This is a genomic window from Paenibacillus marchantiae (assembly GCF_028771845.1).
Lineage (GTDB): Bacteria > Bacillota > Bacilli > Paenibacillales > Paenibacillaceae > Paenibacillus > Paenibacillus marchantiae.
In genome coordinates, this window is sequence record NZ_CP118270.1 from 505,262 (window position 1) to 525,319 (window position 20,058).

17 protein-coding genes and 1 riboswitch are annotated in these 20,058 nt (G+C 48.0%); of the genes, 1 reads left to right on the top strand and 16 read right to left on the bottom strand.

The features are described from left to right. Positions 1 to 113 precede the first annotated feature (113 nt). The 15 genes from wecB to PTQ21_RS02540 all read right to left on the bottom strand — a co-directional run bounded on the left by wecB (position 114) and on the right by PTQ21_RS02540 (position 18,212). Positions 114 to 1,271, bottom strand: coding sequence for a non-hydrolyzing UDP-N-acetylglucosamine 2-epimerase (wecB, locus tag PTQ21_RS02470; protein WP_072733625.1), 1,158 nt, complete (start codon positions 1,269 to 1,271; stop codon positions 114 to 116). Between the two features lie 223 nt (positions 1,272 to 1,494). Next, positions 1,495 to 2,124, bottom strand: a complete 630-nt coding sequence (upp, locus tag PTQ21_RS02475) for a uracil phosphoribosyltransferase (protein ID WP_053782842.1) — start codon at positions 2,122 to 2,124, stop codon at positions 1,495 to 1,497. A gap of 423 nt (positions 2,125 to 2,547) precedes the next feature. Beyond that, positions 2,548 to 3,795, bottom strand: coding sequence for a serine hydroxymethyltransferase (locus PTQ21_RS02480; RefSeq protein ID WP_162842473.1), 1,248 nt, complete (start codon positions 3,793 to 3,795; stop codon positions 2,548 to 2,550). 233 nt (positions 3,796 to 4,028) lie between these two features. Further along, on the bottom strand, positions 4,029 to 4,622 hold the full coding sequence (locus PTQ21_RS02485) for a TIGR01440 family protein (protein WP_274568706.1): 594 nt from the start codon (positions 4,620 to 4,622) through the stop codon (positions 4,029 to 4,031). Between the two features lie 141 nt (positions 4,623 to 4,763). Beyond that, positions 4,764 to 4,845, bottom strand: a riboswitch (ZMP/ZTP riboswitch). Between the two features lie 116 nt (positions 4,846 to 4,961). Next, a complete protein-coding gene (locus tag PTQ21_RS02490; RefSeq protein WP_063568348.1) occupies positions 4,962 to 5,534 on the bottom strand; it encodes a low molecular weight protein arginine phosphatase in 573 nt (190 codons plus the stop codon). Between the two features lie 124 nt (positions 5,535 to 5,658). Beyond that, the gene (locus PTQ21_RS02495) at positions 5,659 to 6,219 is read right to left on the bottom strand and encodes a manganese efflux pump MntP (protein ID WP_063568347.1); all 561 of its coding nucleotides are present in this window, start codon (positions 6,217 to 6,219) and stop codon (positions 5,659 to 5,661) included. 173 nt (positions 6,220 to 6,392) lie between these two features. Further along, positions 6,393 to 7,514, bottom strand: a complete 1,122-nt coding sequence (locus PTQ21_RS02500) for an L-threonylcarbamoyladenylate synthase (protein ID WP_420800368.1) — start codon at positions 7,512 to 7,514, stop codon at positions 6,393 to 6,395. A gap of 319 nt (positions 7,515 to 7,833) precedes the next feature. Beyond that, positions 7,834 to 8,493, bottom strand: coding sequence for a stage II sporulation protein R (spoIIR, locus tag PTQ21_RS02505; protein ID WP_079695631.1), 660 nt, complete (start codon positions 8,491 to 8,493; stop codon positions 7,834 to 7,836). A 290-nt stretch (positions 8,494 to 8,783) separates the two neighbouring features. Next, complete coding sequence (locus tag PTQ21_RS02510) at positions 8,784 to 10,343, bottom strand: glycosyl hydrolase family 18 protein (RefSeq protein WP_274568708.1); 1,560 nt, start codon at positions 10,341 to 10,343, stop codon at positions 8,784 to 8,786. 758 nt (positions 10,344 to 11,101) lie between these two features. Continuing rightward, positions 11,102 to 12,322: an FtsW/RodA/SpoVE family cell cycle protein gene (locus PTQ21_RS02515; protein ID WP_079695629.1), complete on the bottom strand. Its 1,221-nt coding sequence runs from the start codon at positions 12,320 to 12,322 to the stop codon at positions 11,102 to 11,104. Between the two features lie 213 nt (positions 12,323 to 12,535). Next, on the bottom strand, positions 12,536 to 13,756 hold the full coding sequence (locus PTQ21_RS02520; protein WP_072733630.1) for an FtsW/RodA/SpoVE family cell cycle protein: 1,221 nt from the start codon (positions 13,754 to 13,756) through the stop codon (positions 12,536 to 12,538). Positions 13,757 to 13,841: 85 nt separating this feature from the next. Further along, complete coding sequence (gene prmC / locus PTQ21_RS02525) at positions 13,842 to 14,726, bottom strand: peptide chain release factor N(5)-glutamine methyltransferase (protein ID WP_274570431.1); 885 nt, start codon at positions 14,724 to 14,726, stop codon at positions 13,842 to 13,844. 25 nt (positions 14,727 to 14,751) lie between these two features. Next, on the bottom strand, positions 14,752 to 15,819 hold the full coding sequence (prfA, locus tag PTQ21_RS02530) for a peptide chain release factor 1 (protein WP_063566965.1): 1,068 nt from the start codon (positions 15,817 to 15,819) through the stop codon (positions 14,752 to 14,754). 629 nt (positions 15,820 to 16,448) lie between these two features. After that, positions 16,449 to 17,549, bottom strand: coding sequence for a redox-regulated ATPase YchF (gene ychF, locus PTQ21_RS02535; protein ID WP_063566964.1), 1,101 nt, complete (start codon positions 17,547 to 17,549; stop codon positions 16,449 to 16,451). A 192-nt stretch (positions 17,550 to 17,741) separates the two neighbouring features. Next, entirely contained in the window at positions 17,742 to 18,212 is a 471-nt protein-coding gene (locus PTQ21_RS02540) for a GNAT family N-acetyltransferase (RefSeq protein WP_274568709.1), read from the bottom strand. A 166-nt stretch (positions 18,213 to 18,378) separates the two neighbouring features. Between PTQ21_RS02540 and PTQ21_RS02545 the strand changes: the two genes are divergently transcribed. Next, positions 18,379 to 18,810, top strand: coding sequence for a hypothetical protein (locus PTQ21_RS02545; RefSeq protein ID WP_274568710.1), 432 nt, complete (start codon positions 18,379 to 18,381; stop codon positions 18,808 to 18,810). A gap of 117 nt (positions 18,811 to 18,927) precedes the next feature. On the opposite strand, the gene fni is transcribed toward PTQ21_RS02545, so the two are convergent. Continuing rightward, positions 18,928 to 19,995, bottom strand: a complete 1,068-nt coding sequence (gene fni / locus PTQ21_RS02550; RefSeq protein WP_274568711.1) for a type 2 isopentenyl-diphosphate Delta-isomerase — start codon at positions 19,993 to 19,995, stop codon at positions 18,928 to 18,930. Positions 19,996 to 20,058: the final 63 nt, after the last annotated feature.

Sequence of the window (20,058 nt, forward strand, 5' to 3'; positions counted from 1 at the left end):
CGTTTTAAAGGGGAAAACGACGGGAATACAGGCCCTCAGAGCCCATAAACCCGCGTAAACCGTACAGTTTAACTGTATGCTGTACCCTTTAATAATCCGTTAGAAAAAATGAATTATTTTTTGAATTTTCTGTGAAATGATTCCGGACGTTCACTATTCACACCAAAATGATGCAAAATCGCATTGACAATTCTTTCTGAAGCATGTCCATCACCATAAGGATTGGCAGCCTGACTCATGCTTGCATACAGTGTTTCGTCTGTAAGCAGAGCTTTGGTGCGCTCATATACACGTTCCTCTTCGGTACCCACCAGCTCCAGTGTTCCAGCCTCAATTCCTTCCGGACGCTCCGTTGTATCCCGAAGGACGAGAACAGGCACACCAAACGAAGGCGCTTCTTCCTGCAAACCTCCTGAATCTGTCAAAATCAAGTGAGTATGCGGGTAAAAGTTATGCAAATCCACCACGTCTAGTGGATCAATAAGTTGAATACGGGGGTGATTCCCCAAAATCGCGTGAGCCGGCTCCTTCACAGCAGGACTTAGATGTACCGGATACACGATGGCAATATCCTCAAACTCGTCGGCAATCCGTTTGACGGCCTGGAAAATGTTACGGTGAGGCTCGCCTTGGGATTCACGGCGGTGAGCTGTCATCAGCACAAGACGCTTGCCCTGTGCCCAATCTAGTACCGGATGTGTGTAATCCTGCCGTACTGTATATTGAAACACATCTGTTACCGTGTTGCCTGTGACATACGTACTAGACTCCGATTTATTTTCTTTGGCAAGGTTAGAAGAAGACCAGTCCGTCGGTGCAAAATGCAAGTCAGCAAGCACACCGGTTAACTGACGGTTCATTTCTTCCGGGTATGGAGAGAGCTTGTTCCACGTGCGAAGACCTGCTTCCACATGCCCCACCTGAATCTGCTGCAGGAACGCAGCATAGCTGGCTACAAACGTTGTCAGCGTATCACCGTGAACCAACACGATATCCGGCTTTGCTTCACGCAAAACCGGCTCCAGGCCTCCCAGCACACGAATCGTAATTTCATTCAACGTCTGGCGATCTTTCATCACATCCAGATCGTAGTCTGGATGAATATCGAATACTTCAAGAACCTGATCCAGCATCTGACGATGCTGTGCAGTAACGCAAACGATCGATTCAATAGATTCGGGATGTTTCTGCAGTTCCAAAATAAGCGGAGCCATCTTGATGGCTTCCGGGCGCACCCCGAATATCGTCATGACTTTAATTTTCTTGGACATTGAAGCAAAGCCCCTTTTCTATAAGTTCATGTTCAAAAAGTCCGGTTTTCAGTACCAAGAATATGGAATGAAGGTAGAAATGGAGTAGCGGAGCGTAGGGAAAACTACGTGAGCAACGGACATTTCGGCTGAATTTCATATTCGATGTCGATGATGCCCTTGGGCATCCTTCGTAATCAAAATTGGACTTTTTGAACAACCTCTTACAAAGCATGCGATATGCTTATTTAGTGCCGTATAGACGGTCTCCTGCATCTCCCAGTCCGGGAACGATATAGCCGTGATCATCCAGACGATCGTCCAGTGCAGCAACGTAGATGTCTACATCCGGATGCGCATCCTGAACAGCTTTTACTCCTTCAGGAGCTGCAACAAGGTTCATCATTTTAATTTGCGTGCAGCCGCGTTTTTTGAGCACGTCAATAGCAGCAATGGCAGAACCGCCAGTTGCCAGCATCGGGTCGATGACAATCAACTGACGCTCTGTCACGTCCGTAGGCAGCTTGGTGTAGTATTCAACAGGTTGCAGTGTTTCCGGGTCACGGAACAAACCTACATGTCCAACTTTTGCCGCCGGCAGCAATTTGACAACACCATCCAGCATCCCAAGGCCCGCACGCAAAATCGGCACCAGCCCAAGCATACGTCCGGAAATGACTTTTCCTTGTGTTTCAGCTACTGGTGTCTGTACATCAATAGTTTCCAGCTCAACATCTCTTGTAATCTCATAAGCCATCAGTGTAGCCACTTCATCCACCAATTCACGAAAATCTTTCGTATTCGTACGCATGTCGCGTATAAACGTCAGTTTGTGTTGAATCAAAGGGTGATCACATATTACTAATTTTCCCATCTAATTTGTCCCTCCGGTATGTTCTTCATGTTCAGCATTACCAAATATGCCTAATCATCATTCATAGGCCCGATAAATCCTGTATATTATATCATCACCTACACCGAATTACACCATCAAAGGGCACTTAATCATTACAGAAAACCGAATCCTATAAAAATAGGACCGGAAAAATGAGTCTTCCGGTCCTTTTTGCTCTCGCTGTTATGTCAGTTGAATGTTAAAAATGTGTAAACACTATGAAGCTCCGCAAACCGAATGACCTTCTGATCGCTGTTATCCCCAGAATTCTTTTGATCCATAAATAAATGGTGGAATTCCGGTGATAAAGGCGAGCGCTACGCTTCTTCAGGTTCTTTCGGTTTGCTCCGTCTGAGTGTTTACATAAGAACATCTCAAATACAAACACCATGAGCAAGTTTTTTAGTATTTAAGATCTGTGTACAGTGGGAATTGGTCCGTAAGTGCCGTTACTTCAGCACGGGCTTCGTCCAATTTAGCTGTATCTTTAGGGTTTTTCAATGTTTTCGCAATGATCTTACCAATAGCTACCATCGCTTCTTCGTTCATACCACGGGAAGTAGCTGCAGGTGTACCGATACGGATACCGCTCGTTACAAACGGGCTAGTTGGGTCAAACGGAATTGCATTTTTGTTCACGGTAATACCGATGGAATCAAGTACATGCTCGGCTTCTTTACCTGTGATATTCACGCTGCGTGTGTCGATCAGCATCAAGTGGTTGTCTGTACCGCCGGATACGATGTTCAATCCTTCAGCAATCAGCGTTTCAGCCAATACTTGTGCATTTTTTACCACGTTTTGTGCATACGTTTTGAACGAAGGTTGCAGTGCTTCACCGAATGCTACCGCTTTGGAAGCAATCACGTGCATCAGAGGTCCACCTTGGGAACCAGGGAATACCGCTTTATCAATCGCTGCTGCCCAAGCTTTGCGGCACAAAATCATACCACCACGAGGTCCACGCAACGTTTTGTGAGTTGTTGTCGTTACGAAATGCGCATGTGGAACCGGGCTTGGATGCAAGCCTGCAGCTACCAGTCCTGCAATGTGAGCCATATCCACCATGAACAAAGCACCTACATCATTAGCGATGGAAGCAAGCTTTTCAAAATCAATGATACGCGGATATGCACTTGCACCTGCAACGATCATGCGAGGGCGATGTTTAAATGCCGCTTTGCGCACTTCATCATAATCAATCAGGAATGTATCTTCTTGTACACCGTAAGCCACGAAATTGTACAGCAATCCGGAAGCATTAACCGGGCTACCATGTGTGAGGTGTCCGCCATGCGCAAGGTTCATACCAAGCACAGTATCACCTGGTTTCAAAGCCGCAAGGTATACTGCCATGTTCGCTTGTGCACCGGAGTGAGGTTGAACATTCACATGTTCTGCTCCAAACAATTCTTTGGCACGATCACGCGCGATATCTTCTACGATATCCACATGCTCACAACCACCGTAGTAACGTTTGCCTGGATATCCTTCAGCGTACTTGTTAGTAAGTACAGATCCCATTGCCTCAATAACCGCTTCGCTTACGATATTCTCGGACGCGATCAGCTCAATGTTGTTTTGTTGACGTTTCAGTTCAAGATTCATCGCTTCCAGTACTGCCGGGTCATTCTTGCGCAATTGTTCCATGATTAAATTCCTCCCAGTTATAAGTGAAGTTATAAAGCGAAACTACAGTGGTTACACTCCTGACTTCGATTGCATCACCATCTTCCGATCGCTGTTATCCCCAGATTTTTCTGAACTCCCTTATAATAAGGGGGAAATCCGGGGATAAAGGCGAACGCTTTGCTTCTTCAGATTGGTGTTGCACTCTCCGTTTTCGTGTAAAGTCTAATTTGGCTTTAAATAGGTTGAAGATATCAGTCACAAAATGTCGAATCTGGTTGCTCTTCCATACGATACACTGCACGCTCGCCGCCAATCAACTTCGGACGGGTCAGTGCTGTAGTTACACGGGCATCACCGATGTAGCGGAGTGCTGTTCTGAAAGGTACTGCCACATGCCGCAAATGCATGCCAATCATCGTCTCCCCAATATCCAGTCCCGCATGGGCCTGCACATGTTCAGCCAGGCATGGATCGGTCAGCGAGCGATACGCTGCGGATGCCATGGAACCACCTGCTTTGGGCACAGGTACTGCACCCACTTCAGTCAATCCAAGACGTTTAAGCAGTGAACGCTCCATAACCAGCGCACGGTTCAGGTGCTCACAGCATTGGAATACAACATCAAAACCGAACTCCTGCTGCACCTCGCGTATACCCGCAAGAAGCTGCTGCGCTACTTCAACAGCACCGCTTGTACCAATCCGTTTGCCTGCAACTTCACTTGTACTTGTACCGATCACAACGATCTGTCCAGGTCCAAGCTGTCCGGCAAGCGCCAGTTCACGCAGAATGGATGTGGTCTGTTCATGCAATCCGGGTTGTTCCGAATCTAACTCAATAGTCATCCTATCGCCTCCCGATAAAATCATGCCCGGCTTCCTCTTGGCTGCCCTTGGTATTCTCTTGTATGGCATTTCAGGTACTATTATAGCGAATAATCAGATGAAAGACGAAAAAAAGAGCAGTCTGCGGGTAACGCAGAATTGCTCTTTTGCCCAGGCGACCGGCCGTTTGTTCCGGTGCTCCATCGTGGTTATGCCCACTTCGTCGCCAGTTACACCGGATCCCTGTTTTCCCATTCATCATAAAACAACCTGCGTTTAAAATCAACGGGTAATTTACATCCCATGTACGTTTTTTATATGGAAATCTATCGGTACCTGGGAATGATTAAACGAATCCAATTACTCCAACTTGTCCAAAAGTCTGTCGAGCGCAGTCCGAATCTCTGCCGCAGCGATGTTGTAATCGTCGCGACTTCCGCCAAACGGGTCCGAAATATCAAAGCTCGGAATGCGTTGTCTAATCTCGATTGCCCGCTCACGTTCAGATGCCAAAATCTCCTGACCTAGCGCACGTTTCATTTCGAATGTCGCAAACAGGCTGTCCAATTCCTGAAGATCATTCAAGACTTGCTCGTCATTTTCCGCATACTCTTTCAAGGTATACGTCTTGTGTACCGAGTCAGGAAAAACCTGCATGACATGCTGTTTATGACTGCGTGTTAACGTGAGAATCAGGTCGGCCCAGCCGACTAGGTTGGAGCTAAGAAGCGTCGAATGTGGGGGTCCCTCAACGTTGTGATCCCTTAATACGGCCTCCGCATGACGGGAAATGGGCATGCCCGTTGTTGCGGCTACACCTGCGGAACGAACGTCCACCTGAATGCCCCGCTCAGACGCCAGTTTACGTAAAAGTCCCTCCGCCATGGGGCTGCGACATGTATTCCCTGTACATACAAACAAAATATGTTTCATTGTGGTTAGCCTCCCCATTTTGCAAATGTTGTCGAATCATGTTTGAAACTCCATCTGAACCAATGAAACTCTTAATTATATATTGAAGACTGCACTAGGCTGTAATTATGGTTAACGTCGTTTTTTAAAATATAAACAAAAGTCCAAAAGCGAGCAAGATCGCTCCGCCGACCGCTTCTCCGTAATCCCCCATGTTCTGGCTCACACGCCGTCCCAACATCAGACCCATGACGGACATTGCTCCACCACAGACACCAAAAGCCAGTACCGTTAACACCAAGTCACTGCTGAACATGCCGAGCGAGACTCCAACGGAAAACGAATCCACACTGACACTCAGTGAGAACAGTATCACACCGAGCAAAGATCGATGATCCACCAGTTTGGTATCTCCCTCCCGGAAAGCGTTCAAGATCATATGGGCGCCGAGCAGGACCAGCAGACCGCCAGCTGCATACGTCGTAATGTCACCAAGTAAGGAACTGACATATTTGCCCGTATACATGCCGATGAGCGGCATGATGATGTGAAACAGGGCCGTTACGGTACTGATTCGCAATACATCTCTCATACGAATGCCCTTCATGCCAATCCCGATGCCGAGTGAGAACGCGTCGAGTCCGAGAGCGACGGCCATAATCAAAATGGTTACCAACTGCCCTACATGGGCAGACACATCCCACATCCCCATACCCCCAAGTCACGTAAAGGTTCTTGTACACCTTATGCGGACAAGGACATAAACATGACCTGAGAAGACATTTTGCAATCCCAGCTCAAAAAAATGGAATTGCTAGTCGTAACTAGAGGACGAGTGCCAGAGGGAAATATTCATAGCGATATTATGAAAAAAGGGAGCTATCGGTCACCGACCTGAATGAGTCGGTGACCTGCCGCCTTGAGCAGCCGGTTCATGACGGCTGCTCCCAGCCCTTCGCGTGAGCAGGCTTCAGCCACAATATATGTGGCCCCCTGCTCATCGCAGCTGCGCAGCGCGGCGTACAGCCGGCGCGCTGCTTCTCCCAGCTCGCTGGCTTCACCCAGCGAGAACACGGCATCGGCGCGGTACTGCTCCGCGTGCTCGGCGAACGCCAGCACCGCGGTGCGCTCCCCGCGCTGCGCCGCCTCTGCGAGGGCGGCGCTGATCCAGGCCGCCACCGCTGCGGGCGGCCCCTCCACCACGCACAGCGCACCTGTGGGCGCGTAGTGCGTGTACTTCATGCCCGGCGAGCGCGGCGCCGGGCTGTCATCGCCACCGGGCCCCTCGGCGAGCAGCGCCGGGTCCGTGGCGACACGGGCGGCAACGGCGGACAGCTGTTCCGCCGTAATGCCGCCAGGGCGCAGGATGGTGACGGTACCGTCGTCACCGACCTGCACCACCGTGGACTCGACGCCCACCCCGGTGGGGCCGCCGTCCACGATGCCGTCGATGCGGCCTGCCAGATCCTCGCGCACATGTGCTGCGAGGGTCGGGCTTGGCCGCCCGGAGCGGTTAGCGCTCGGCGCAGCGACCGGGCATTCCGCCGCAGCGATCAACTGCAAGGCCACCGGATGGTCCGGCATCCGCACGGCCACCGTGTCCAAGCCGGCGGTAACCCGCGGGGATACCGCCCCTGGCCTAACCGGCAGCACAAGCGTAAGCGGCCCCGGCCAGAAGGCCGTCATCAGCGCCTCCGCTGTGCCATTCACTTCCGTGGCCAGTGAATCCAACTGGTCACGCTGTGCAATATGCACAATCAGCGGATTGTCCGAAGGCCTCCCCTTGGCTGCAAATACAGCTTCCACCGCAGCTGTACTGCGAGCGTCTGCGCCCAGACCATATACCGTCTCGGTTGGGAATGCCACGGTCTGTCCTTGACGAAGACAGGCTGCGGCATCCTGTAAGTCAGCAAGAGCCTGTTTATACGCACTCCCTTTTGCCACGTCATTCTTGTTCTCATTGGTTACCAGTACATTGACATCCCACATACTTGTAACCATTTTCTCTGTACTTTCATCGTTCTCCATGCCTTTCATGGAAGACTGATGCAATTGCTCGTTCTCTCTCGTCATATATCCATCATTCCTAAACTTCAGTAGGGTAGTTAATGCAAGACATTCCGCTTCCGAGATGCCTTCTTCGCTTATGTTTTCTGATTCCTATAATTATAACATATCTGCTCTGCCCAAGGATGCGGTCTGAATCTTCCCAGCGATTAACATCATGCGATCTTTGACTCGAGCCTATGATAAAACAAAAGGGCACTTCCATGAATCGAAGTCCCCTGATAAAGCTTATATCCAGCAGCTTGTTATGCAGTTATGCAAACAATCCCGTCACCCAATCCCACAATTTGACCGCCATATCCCACAGGAAGAAACGCGCTTCTGGTGTAGCTGCCTGCACAGATGCTTGTGCGTCCCCAGGCTCTACGGCAGCTGCAGATGCTGTTGCAGGCTTCGCCAGCGCATCACCTGTTCCTGCATCTATGAAGCATAATGGTGGAAACAACACACACCACCAGTTTTGTCCCTCACCTTTTCCAAGCGTTATCCGCACTGCTTCGTAATCTCCAGCCGGATATACGGTACCTCCATATAATTTGGTTGGAAACGGAACCACCCCAAGTTCCACCTGATATGAATAGGTTAAGCCACGATTGGCAAGCTCTTCTCCTACACGATCCTCGATTTCAGATAAATGCTGACGGATGACCCCACGCGCTTCTTCCAGACTTTGCGGATTCTCCAGTTCGGTTACCCACCCATTCATTTGGGCAACGACGGCGTCCCGAATCTCGCGTTTGACCAACTGATCTCCCGCTGCATCCGAGTTTGCGAGAATACGCAAGCGAATGGATTGTTCCGGAATGGCTGTGGCCGCCACAGCTGCATCCGTTTTCTGACCTTCCCACATCATAATAATCATCATAAGACATACAATTATAAGTCCAATTTGTTTCACGATTCTTCTGCTCATTCCGTTCTCCCCCTCGGCTCCCGTGATCATGATCCCTGTAACTCTCTCATGTCTATCAGTATGCCCGGAAGAGACGGAAGTAAACCTGCTAGATTACAAATCTACTAAAATTTTAATAGGCGGGTAATACTTAAAACGAAAGGACTGTTAGCTCGCTTTATGTGTGACGAAAATCAAAGAAGCGCCTGCCTATGGAACGCTTGTCGGCTGGCACTTCTTTGATAAATCTAAATCTCTAACCTACCCTTGGTGTTCCAATATGGCATGCTGCATGGATATCAGTGTATCGGTTACTTATTCACCCGGAAAGCTTCCCAAGCACCGCCAACCGAATTGCGGCTCGCTACAAGCTTACCGCCATTATTCAGATCACAGGTCACATACAGGTTATTGGCGAGTGCCTGCAACGCGATTGTTCCATCACCCAAATCCACACGATTGAACTTCTCCCATTGCTGAATGGTTGTGGCTTTGGCGATCAGGGCACCACCCATATTAACATCCGCTGTGACATATTTATTATTGATTTTGGACTTGAGGGACACCGTTCCATCGGAGTTCGTGATCCATTCAAAAAGCTCCCAGTCTCCTGCCGTCGTCCGATTGGCGACAAGCTGGTCATTACCTTGATTCTCGGCAGAGATGATTTGCTGATTGGCTTGAGCAACCAGATAGTTGTATCCACTTGGATTCGGAGGCTGCACCGTGCCCCCACCCGTAACCTCCGAATATACGGCTTGAAGCAGCGCACCTGAGCGGTCATTGCTGTACTCCCAGAACATGATGCCACCCAGATTGCTGTTTTTCACATATTGCACCTTCAGGCTGAGCGATTGCGGGTCGTCATAGGAGATAATGGTATTCCCATTAAACAGATAAGGAGCTTGGGCACTGCTGTCCCAGTACCGTGTATACCCGTTTTTATTCAAATATTGGCTGACAATAGTGTTGTAGTCGGGTTCAAAACCACCCGAAGCTGGCCTGTCCAGACCATTGTTCGAATTCTGGACACCAGTCCAAGCCCGGCCGTAAAAGGCTCCGCCAATAACCAGTTTATTCGCGGGAACACCGCTATTTCTGAACAGATTGACCGCAGACGTTACACTAATATCTCTTCCGGACAGATTCGTATGATGACCTGTGGTTGCGTCCCAGGTTCCATGAAAATCGTAAGTCATCAGATTGATCCAATCGAGCAGAGGCGTGATATTATTGATTTCTACACCGTTCAGATAACTGCTGCTCGCTCCGGCGGCAATGGTCAGCAGATATTGTTTGCCATTCATTTGTCCTTGAGCATTCAGCTTCTCACGCACCTTCGAGAGCAGTTGTGTGAAATTTTGTTTATCCTGTGGCCGTGCAGTTGTACCGGCAGCAGGGTTGGTCGGATATTCCCAATCCAGATCGACACCATCCAGATTATTGGAGGTTACCAACTGCACAATGCTATCGGCAAAGGTTGTACGTGAGGCGTCTGTTAGCGCTGCGTCTGAAAAACCGTTAGCTCCCCAGCCACCAACAGACAATATCACCTTCAGATCAGGGTTTCTGGATTTCAGTCCAACCATAAGTTGCAGTTTGGTACGATCCGAGTTTGTAATGGTTGCTTTGCCGTTAGAGATGAGTGCAAAGGAGTAATTGATATGAGAGAGCTGTTCTGCCTTGATATCATTCGCGGTCCAATTGGCCCAACCAGCCACATAAGCAATAATTTTCTTTGGAAGAGGAGCTGCCTCAGCTTGTTTCGCCGGTCCGATAGCAAATGTTGAAACGGTTAGTGCAAAAGATAAAAACAAGAGCATGAACACTTTTACAAATGAAGGGATCGTACCAACTCGATTTAGGTTCATCACTTAACTCTCCTTTGGGTTTTAATTTTAGGAATTCAGCAGTAGCCTTACGTTTTGGTTAGCAGGAGGATCACGCCCTGTACTCCCTGCTGCTTCTCTCGTTAATGCCGCTGAAAGGCTATGTTTGTTGATCCACATCGCTTTTCCACCCTTTCTGTTCCAATCAGACTCGAAATAAAGGAAGCGTTTACAATTAAATGTAATCGATTTCATTTAAAGAAAAAGGAATCTGAGCCGCTGAACATTCGTGGATGGAATACATAGATTCGCAGAAAAAATAGGCTAACTCAAAAAGGATCATAGTACGTTGAGCTGAAGGGCAATGGGATATCAAAGGAAATTTGTAGCTGAACAATTTTGATAATCTAGGGAAGAAGTACACCAACGAAATTACAATTACATTCATCATTGGCATGACTGGTTGCATGGATGAGGAGTAGGTTGATAACCCACTTTCAAAAGTATTGATTACTGTCTGACGTCTAGAGTGTAAGTAAGGCGGGTAAAATACGTATATAATCTAGTTAAAATTAGGATAATACAGAATTGAAATATTTGTCAATAAAATTTAAATTTGGCATTCATTCAAAGTTCCAAAGATCGCCATGCCTTTTTAACAAAAAAAAGACCTTCACCTGACTGCCGCAGGCAAAGATCGGAATAACAAACAAATCACTTACTGCTCTATAACATACTCCCCCCCTCTTAATGAGAAGCTGGATGTCCATAGCAGAGATGAATCATACCAAACTTCAAGATTACGCTGTTGTCTTTTCCTTTTTGACCATACTCCATAAACGTTCCAGTAAGGTAGGTCGTTGTTCACCTATAAGAAGCTCGTCCTCTTCTTCCTGGCCATACAATTTAATGCTCATCACCAGCCCGATACATGCCATATTAATGAGCAACGAGGTGCCTCCATAGCTGATAAATGGCAGCGTAATGCCCGTAAGCGGCATCAGCCCAAGGAAAGCACCAATATTTTCAAACACCTGATATAACAACATGCCGATAATCCCCACAATCACGACAGGTCCCGCCCGGTCTCTACAGTGTAAAGCGATTAACACCATACGATGAATGAGGATAAAATACATTAAGAGCAGAACAGATCCACCTACAAAACCAAACTCCTCGGCAATGACCACAAAAATGGAATCCGAATATGTATACGGTACACGCCCCGATTGAACAGATGTGCCTTGCATGTAGCCTTTGCCTGTTATGCCTCCCGAGCCTATGGCGAGACCCGCATTTTTCGTATGCCAGGAAGCTTTCGACGTTGCTTTATCCGGTACAAGCCAAGGATCAATACGCTCGGCCCAGTGCTCCCGGTTCGCCTTTTCCAGAAAGGTAAAAATCTCATCGTGATATGACGTATATGCTTTGACGAATCCAAAAAAGGTAATCCCCACAATGGCAAGAGCAATTAGTGCATGCGACCACTTGATATTCCCTATCCATAACACAGCGACCAGAATCACGATGTATCCAAGGGCGTTGCCCAGATCATTCTGAATCATTACGAGTGCAAAGGGAACGAACGTCCATAAACCAATAGGTACGATGTCTTTCCAGAAACGAAGCGTAGAATTTTTTCTTTTGACCAATACATGAGCCAGAAACAGAATCAAGATCATTTTAAACAACTCTGCAGGTTGAAAAGAAAGATAATCATTAATCTTTATCCAGCCATTCGCATTATTGATCGTGCCCCCTATGAAATTAACAAGAATCAACAGGACAATCCCAAACCCGTAAATATAAAACGCATATTGGATATACAGTTTATAATTGACCAATCCAATACCAATGAGGGCTACGAATCCAATTCCGTAAAACTGCAAGGTTTTGATATGATGATTGCCCAATTTCGGATCGGACTGAATCGCACTGTATACCGTAAATACACTCATGACCATAAGCAGCAGCAACACAAACAGAATAACCCCGTCCATCTTCTTCAGCATTCTCAGCATGTTCCCACGTATCCCCCTGAGGCTCAACACCCAATAATTATTTCCATTAGTATTTAATATTACCATTGTATAGAATTGGAAGAGAAAATGGAAATCCGTCAAACAAAACAACGAAAAAAAACCTGGATTAACAGATCTATCTTGCTCCGATCTGTTGATCCAGGGTTAGCTTGTATCGTATTCATTTGCAAAGAGTCTGTCCTAGGATAAAGACTATTGCTCCTGCTGTGTTGATTTGCGTCTAACTAGCTTCATGACCAGTTCTGTAATGCCTGGTTGTTCTGCGGAACCAAGGATATCCTCGTTCTCTTCCGTGTGAACCTTGATACTCATCACAATCCCCATACTGATCATGTTGATCATAATTGAGGTACCACCCGAACTAATAAACGGCAAGGTAATCCCAGTCAGCGGCATCAGACCAATGAACGGACCGATATTAACAAAAATCTGGTAGAGCAGCATCGCTATAATACCGACAATCAGATATGGCCCTGCCCTGTCCTTACATTCCAACGCAATCAGCACAAGCCTGTGAATAAGAATAAAGTACAGTAGCAGCAACACGGATGCACCTATAAAACCGAATTCCTCCCCAATCTGTACAAAGATCGAATCGGCATATGCCAGTGGCACCCGATTCGACTGAATCGTTGTTCCTTCCAAATACCCTTTTCCCGTAATGCCGCCAGAACCAATTGCAAGCTTCGCGTTATACGTCTGCCAGAGAACATCTCTTGAGGTCAAATCCGGCACAAGCCATGGATCGAAACGATCTGCCCAGTGCGAACGTCCAACATCCTTCAGAAATTTGACAATCTCATCGTGATAATGAATATAAGCCTGTATACCACCGATAAAAGCAGCCACAGCGATAATAAAACCAATAAGGGCATGAGTAAATTTAATATTACCAATCCATAATAGCCCCACAAGAATGACCACATAACTTAACGCATTCCCCAAGTCATTTTGAAGTAATACGAGTAGTAATGGCGGCAGTACACAGAGTGAGATCGGAATGACATCACGTCCAAAATAAAGCGGACGATTCTTTTTTCTGGCTAAAAAGGCCGATAAAAAAACAATCAGGCATAACTTGAACAATTCAGCAGGCTGCAAACTGACTCCGAATATGGATAGCCAACCTTTGGCGCCATAATATTCTTTACCAAAGAACATAACGAAAATGAGCAGCAGCATACCCACGCCATAGATATACAAATAATTTTTGATAATGAATTTGTAGTTGATCATCGACATCCCAAAAAAGACCACGAAGCCCAAAATATAATACATCACTGCACTTTTCGTGAGTCCCTCCAGCTTTGGTCTGCCGAAGGTGGTACTATAAATCGACAAAATACTAATAGCCATCAGTATGAGCAATATAAAAACAATCGAATAGTCTATTTTTTTGAATTTATGCAGCATGTAGTTATGTTCCTCCAAGCATTCAGCAATCTTCGGTATATCTCATTGTAGAGGATTTCACGGCAAAAAGAAAACCCGTGGAACCTTACATTTTCGTCACCTGTTCCGAAGTACGAACACCCAGTACATGCCGTTCAATGCCTGCAAGGTCTGGCACGACGATAATTTCCGGCCAATATCCGGCCGATTCAAGCAGAGCTGCGATGTCCCCTGCCTGTCCCTGACCCAGCTCAAAACCGATGATCTGCGGCGGTGCAGGCAGCAGTGCCAGCTGCTCCAGCATGATGCGGTACGGCCCCAGCCCATCGGGGCCGCCGTCCAGTGCCGTGCGCGGCTCATGATCGCGCACCTCGGGCTGCAACCCGGCCATATCTGCCGCCGGGATGTAAGGCGGGTTGGACACCAGGATGTCCACCCGTGCCCCGGCGAACGGGGCCAGCAGATCGCCTTCACGGAAGTCGATCTGTACCCCGTTCGCGGCCGCGTTCCGCGCGGCCACTTGCAGGGCAGCCGCCGAGATATCTCCGGCGCCTACCTGCCAGTGCGGGCGCTGCGAAGCCATCGTCACCGCGATGGCTCCGCTGCCCGTGCCAATGTCGACGGCGAGCGGAGCGCCGCCGGGAAACACGCGGTCGGCTTCGCGCAGCACAGCCTCGACCAGCAACTCGGTCTCCGGCCGCGGGATCAGCACGGCCGGCGTGACCTCGAACGGCAGCCCGTAGAATTCCTGGCTGCCGATAATGTACTGCGCCGGCTCACCCGCAGCCTTGCGCGTGACGGCGTCTTCCCAGCGGCTGCGAAGCTCGCTGGGAAAGGGCTCCGGCTGCATCATATAGTACGCGGCCCCTTCGCGGCCGAGTACATGTTCCAGCAGCAGCCGGGCATTGTTGTGCGGCTCGTACACGCCGCACTTCTCCAAAAAAGAGGAAGCCTCCACGAAGGCTTCCCGACAACTCTGTTCCGGCGTCATGACAAACTGCGCGCGGGTCACAGCATTATTCTCCTCTATCCATCATATCCGTCTGCTCGGCAATCGTCAGTGCAGACACGATATCAGCAATCTCACCATTCATGATTTGATCCAGCTTGTGCATCGTCAATCCGATACGGTGATCCGTAACACGGCTTTGTGGGAAATTATAGGTACGAATCCGCTCACTGCGGTCACCTGTACCCACTTTGCTCTTCCGTTCACTCGAAATTTTCGCTTCTTCTTCCTGACGCATCATATCGAAGATACGCGTACGCAGAACCTGCAATGCTTTTTCCTTATTCGAGTTCTGGGATTTACCATCCTGACACGTAGCCACAATTCCCGTTGGAACGTGAGTTACCCGTACAGCCGATTTCGTGGTATTAACCGATTGTCCACCGGCACCACTGGAACAGAACGTATCTACACGGATATCTTTATCATGGATTTCAATATCGAAATCTTCGGCTTCAGGCATAACGGCTACTGTCGAAGTAGACGTATGAATCCGACCGCCGGATTCCGTTGTAGGAATACGTTGCACACGGTGTGCGCCACTTTCGTATTTCATTTTGCTGTACGCGCCGCGTCCATTAATGAGGAATACGACCTCTTTGAATCCGCCCAAATCATTTGTGTTAACGTCCATCAGTTCCACGCGCCAGCCTTGCGTATCAGCATAACGTGTATACATCCGATAGAGATCCGCTGCAAACAACGCCGCTTCATCCCCACCAGCAGCTCCACGAATTTCAACGATGACGTTTTTATCATCATTCGGGTCTTTGGGCAGCATGAGAACACGAATCAGATCGTCCAGTTCTTTCTGGCGAGTACTCAGTTCATCAATTTCCATTTTGACCATTTCACGCATCTCGTCGTCCAGCTTCTCGCCCTGCATTTCTTTCGCAGCTTCGAGATCCTGGCTCACTTGTTTGTACTCATTGTATGCTTCATAGGTAGGCTGCAGATCCGATTGCTCTTTGGAATATTCCCGCAGCTTCTTGTTGTCACTTGCTACATCCGGGTCACACAGCAGCTCGCTGAGTTTCTCGTAACGGTCGGCTAACGCCTGTAATTTATCAAACATGTATAGTCACCTCACGCATTATTTTCGTTCCAGCATTTCAACATTCATTCGATTCATTCGATTCCGATAGGCATTCAATTCATTCATGCGTTATCAGACCATTTATATTTCACAAGGCACGGAGTTCTCAGAAATCCCTGACCGTAACATTCATTTTATGATCGACGTATAACATCGCTACAACGTCATCAAATCCTTTACTTTTAAGTTATATAAAAGAAATCGCGTACCCGGTGTCAAACCCGCTTCAACTCATTAAGCTGAGCGATAAATTTAACATAGGTATACGACTCTTAATTATAGCATATTCTTATGCTCCTGAATAGCAACTGTTTGCAGCAGCTGCATCCAAATTTTGAATTACTTTATTTTAAGCAACCAGATTGATTTGCAACCGCTATAAGAGTATAAGAGCTCATCTCCCATGAGCCTTCTTCCTTTTATTATATCCAGAGCGAGTAAACAATCCAGTAAATGTACAGGAGATACAGACAAATTTATTGTCGATTGTCTTAAGCTTATTGAAAATTATTCTACAATATGTAAAAAGCCCTGCCATCTTCATTAGAAGACGACAGAGCTGCTATACTCGTATATTCAAGTATGTTTTCTTATCTAGATTATCCAGATTAGACGTTGAAGCGGAAATGCATAACATCGCCGTCGCTTACAACATACTCTTTACCTTCGAGACGAAGTTGTCCGCGTTCTTTCGCACCGTTCATGGAACCGGCAGCAACCAGATCGTCGTAGGAAACAACCTCTGCACGGATGAATCCGCGCTCGAAGTCGGTGTGAATGACACCCGCTGCGCCAGGTGCTTTTGTACCCTTACGGATCGTCCAAGCACGAACTTCCTGTACGCCTGCTGTGAAGTACGTGTACAGACCCAGCAATTTGTAAGCAGCTTTGATCAACAGGTTCAGACCGGAATCCTCGATACCGAGTTCTTCCAGGAACATTTGTTTATCTTCGCCTTCCAGCTCCGAGATCTCTTCTTCCACTTTCGCACTAATCGGCACCACTTCTGCATTTTCAGCAGCTGCGAATTCTCTTACTTTTTGCACATAAGCATTGTTCGCCACATCACCGATTTCGTCCTCAGCTACATTGGCTGCGTACAGAACAGGCTTCAGGGTAAGCAAATGCAGATCGCGCACGATCAGACGCTCTTCGTCCGTAAGCTCCATGCTGCGTGCTGGTTTGTCTTCGTACAGAACAGCCTTCACTTTCTCCAGTACTTCCACTTCCTGAGCAGCTGACTTGTTGCCACCCTTCATGTTTTTCTTGGAGCGATCGATTTTTTTCTCAACACTCTCGATATCGGCCAGGATCAGCTCCAGATTGATCGTTTGGATGTCGCTTACCGGATCAATTTTGCCATCGACATGTGTGATGTTCTCGTCTACAAAGCAGCGTACCACGTGTACAATTGCGTCTACTTCACGAATGTGTGCAAGGAACTTGTTACCAAGACCTTCGCCTTTGCTCGCACCGCGAACAAGACCTGCAATATCTACAAATTCAAACGCTGTTGGTACCGTTTTTTTCGGTACAACGAGTTCTGTCAATTTGTCCAAACGCTCGTCCGGTACTTCAACGATCCCCACGTTAGGGTCAATCGTACAGAACGGATAGTTTGCCGATTCGGCACCAGCTTGTGTAATTGCGTTAAACAACGTAGATTTCCCGACGTTCGGAAGCCCTACAATTCCTGCTTTCAAAGCCATGTATATGACAACTCCTCATTGATTACTTGTTCGGTATGGATAATCCTATACATTATATATGACAAACCCCAAGGCATCAAGGAACTTCGCCAATTCGACCAGAGCGCCATCCGCTTCCCCAAATCCCTGGTTACTGCGGATGATTCGTTTTGCGTAGATCATACGTTTGACTTAGATTATCCGATTTTAGTTTTACCCTTTGATTTCCTTGTACATCGTCAGATCCGTTACCTCATACCCCATCTTGCGATACAGGCTGCTTGCCCGCACATTATGTCCAAAGACATGTAGACCAATGCGATCCACGCCAAGGCTCAAGGCTTCCTTTTCAAGCGCCTCCATCGTCTCTGTACCGTAACCCTTGCCCCGATAGGCTTCTTCGACCACAATATCCAGCAAAAAAGCGTCTTTGCCACGGCGGTTATCCGTAACGTTAAACCAGATATAACCCACATTCCCGTCCACGGCATGCACCAAATTATAGAGGTACGCACCAGGTGTATTCAGCCCTTCAGGTAAATATTTGTCGTAGGATGCCTCCGCAAGTCCCTGCGCCTCTTCTGCAGCCCAAGTACCCGCCTCCACTTTCTCTTCTGCAAAATCTTTAATTGAGCGAACACGGAAATTAGCATATTCTTCTTGATTCATGGGGATCAGTTCCATTGGTTTCCCTCCTAGTTCGAGTGTTCTATGTATGATCTTTTTGCACTCTATAGTATTGTATCTTGTTATACCATGGTCTGCATGATGCAATTCAAGCCAAATCCTATACAACTTTTAGTTACCTCACTCTGTTTATATCTATATGAAAGAAAGGAGCAGATTACTTATGAATACGCGTCGTCCCTTTTCAAAAAGGAAAATAATCATCCTATCTACAGTGATTCTCTTCATTGGATTAGTTATTTCTATGGTTTACCAGGCGCTGGACCCCTTCAGACATTTAAGGATCACGATTCATAATCAGTCCGACTATGATCTTTCAAATATTACAGCACGCGTGAGCAGCGGCGTTGACTCGTTCAATACAAACAATGAGGGTACTATATACAACTTAAATAAAGCAGTCCCCAGCGGGGAACAAGTGAAGTTCGCTCCACAGCTGCAACTCTCCGGTGAAGGATCCGTCTATCTGGAGTTTACGAACAGCCGTGGTGAAACCTATAACAAAACGGTATGCGGCTATACCGAATACTTATCTGGCAACTCCTATGTGACTGTAACCAACGAAACGATAACCGTGAGAGAAGATTGTATGTAGCCCTTCTCTCCCACGTTAAACAACAAAAAGAGGCTCCCCAATTCGTCATGAACTGACGGGGTTCCCCTTTTAATTGTCTAGGTTCGTTAGCTCAGCTCACATAAAACCAAATCGAATTCAACGCCGTTCTACCAGACGCGACGTCTGCTTCAAATCCTCGATCCGCCCTGCACCAATGCCAAACATGACGGTACGCAGCTCGAATTCAACCTGTTCCAGCCGCTCATTCAGCGCATCATCGGAAGCAACCGCGGATTCGAGCAGAGATCGGCCGAACCCAGCCAGATCTGCACCTAACGCAAGGGCTTTGGCCGCATCCACGCCAGTGTACAATCCACCGCTACCAATCAGAACACCTTCCGGGTTTACCGCTCTCACTTCCTGAATGCACTCCGCTGTCGGAATGCCCCAGTCGGCAAAAGCTTCTGCTGCCGCACGACGTACCGGATTCGAATTTCGGAACTTTTCGACCTGCACCCAGCTGGTGCCACCTGCTCCAGCCACATCGATAAAAGCCACACCTGCTTCGTACAATCGCTGTGCCGTCACGCCATCGATGCCAAAGCCCACTTCTTTCACGCCAACAGGTACATCCAATTGCTGGCACAAACCCTCGATTCGATGAAGTAATCCGCTAAAATCGGTATTGCCTTCAGGCTGGAAGATCTCCTGCAAGCTGTTCAAATGCAGCACCAGCATATCTGCGCCAGCAATCTCAACGGCCCGCTGGAAATCAGCAGTGTTAAAGCCGTAGTTCAGCTGCACCGCGCCAAGGTTCGCGATGACCGGAATATCCGGTGCCCAGCGCCGCACATCAAAGGTGGTTGCCAGTTCGGGCTGTTCCACGGCAGCCCGAATCGAACCTACGCCGAGTGCCCAGCCTCGGGCGTTTGCCACACGGGCGAGCCGCTCATTGATGGCGCCCGTTGTTTTGCTTCCACCCGTCATCGAACTGATGAGCAGGGGTGTACGCACCCTTTTACCAATAAACGAAGTCTCCAAACTTACCTCTTCAAAATTCAATTCAGGTAACGGGTTATGACGAAAAGCATACCGCTCCATTCCGCTGGTTACCCCTTCTCCTGCCACATTCTCTTCAAGACAGAGGCGCACATGCTCCAGCTTCCGTTCCCCCGTAGCCACCTCGGGAAGCAGCCGTTTGCCGGCTCGCTCTTGTTCATTCATGATGAGACCTCCTTATGTGAGAATAGTGCTGATGGACAGGATCATTGCCAACGTGGGCTAGGT

Bases quoted from the DNA above. Each gene is read 5' to 3' on its own strand.
- wecB (WP_072733625.1), bottom strand. From the start codon at position 1,271: ATGTCCAAGAAAATTAAAGTCATGACGATATTCGGGGTGCGCCCGGAA.
- upp (WP_053782842.1), bottom strand. From the start codon at position 2,124: ATGGGAAAATTAGTAATATGTGATCACCCTTTGATTCAACACAAACTG.
- PTQ21_RS02480 (WP_162842473.1), bottom strand. From the start codon at position 3,795: ATGGAACAATTGCGCAAGAATGACCCGGCAGTACTGGAAGCGATGAAT.
- PTQ21_RS02485 (WP_274568706.1), bottom strand. From the start codon at position 4,622: ATGACTATTGAGTTAGATTCGGAACAACCCGGATTGCATGAACAGACC.
- PTQ21_RS02490 (WP_063568348.1), bottom strand. From the start codon at position 5,534: ATGAAACATATTTTGTTTGTATGTACAGGGAATACATGTCGCAGCCCC.
- PTQ21_RS02495 (WP_063568347.1), bottom strand. From the start codon at position 6,219: ATGTGGGATGTGTCTGCCCATGTAGGGCAGTTGGTAACCATTTTGATT.
- PTQ21_RS02500 (WP_420800368.1), bottom strand. From the start codon at position 7,514: ATGGTTACAAGTATGTGGGATGTCAATGTACTGGTAACCAATGAGAAC.
- spoIIR (WP_079695631.1), bottom strand. From the start codon at position 8,493: ATGAGCAGAAGAATCGTGAAACAAATTGGACTTATAATTGTATGTCTT.
- PTQ21_RS02510 (WP_274568708.1), bottom strand. From the start codon at position 10,343: ATGAACCTAAATCGAGTTGGTACGATCCCTTCATTTGTAAAAGTGTTC.
- PTQ21_RS02515 (WP_079695629.1), bottom strand. From the start codon at position 12,322: ATGCTGAGAATGCTGAAGAAGATGGACGGGGTTATTCTGTTTGTGTTG.
- PTQ21_RS02520 (WP_072733630.1), bottom strand. From the start codon at position 13,756: ATGCTGCATAAATTCAAAAAAATAGACTATTCGATTGTTTTTATATTG.
- prmC (WP_274570431.1), bottom strand. From the start codon at position 14,726: ATGACGCCGGAACAGAGTTGTCGGGAAGCCTTCGTGGAGGCTTCCTCT.
- prfA (WP_063566965.1), bottom strand. From the start codon at position 15,819: ATGTTTGATAAATTACAGGCGTTAGCCGACCGTTACGAGAAACTCAGC.
- ychF (WP_063566964.1), bottom strand. From the start codon at position 17,549: ATGGCTTTGAAAGCAGGAATTGTAGGGCTTCCGAACGTCGGGAAATCT.
- PTQ21_RS02540 (WP_274568709.1), bottom strand. From the start codon at position 18,212: ATGGAACTGATCCCCATGAATCAAGAAGAATATGCTAATTTCCGTGTT.
- PTQ21_RS02545 (WP_274568710.1), top strand. From the start codon at position 18,379: ATGAATACGCGTCGTCCCTTTTCAAAAAGGAAAATAATCATCCTATCT.
- fni (WP_274568711.1), bottom strand. From the start codon at position 19,995: ATGAATGAACAAGAGCGAGCCGGCAAACGGCTGCTTCCCGAGGTGGCT.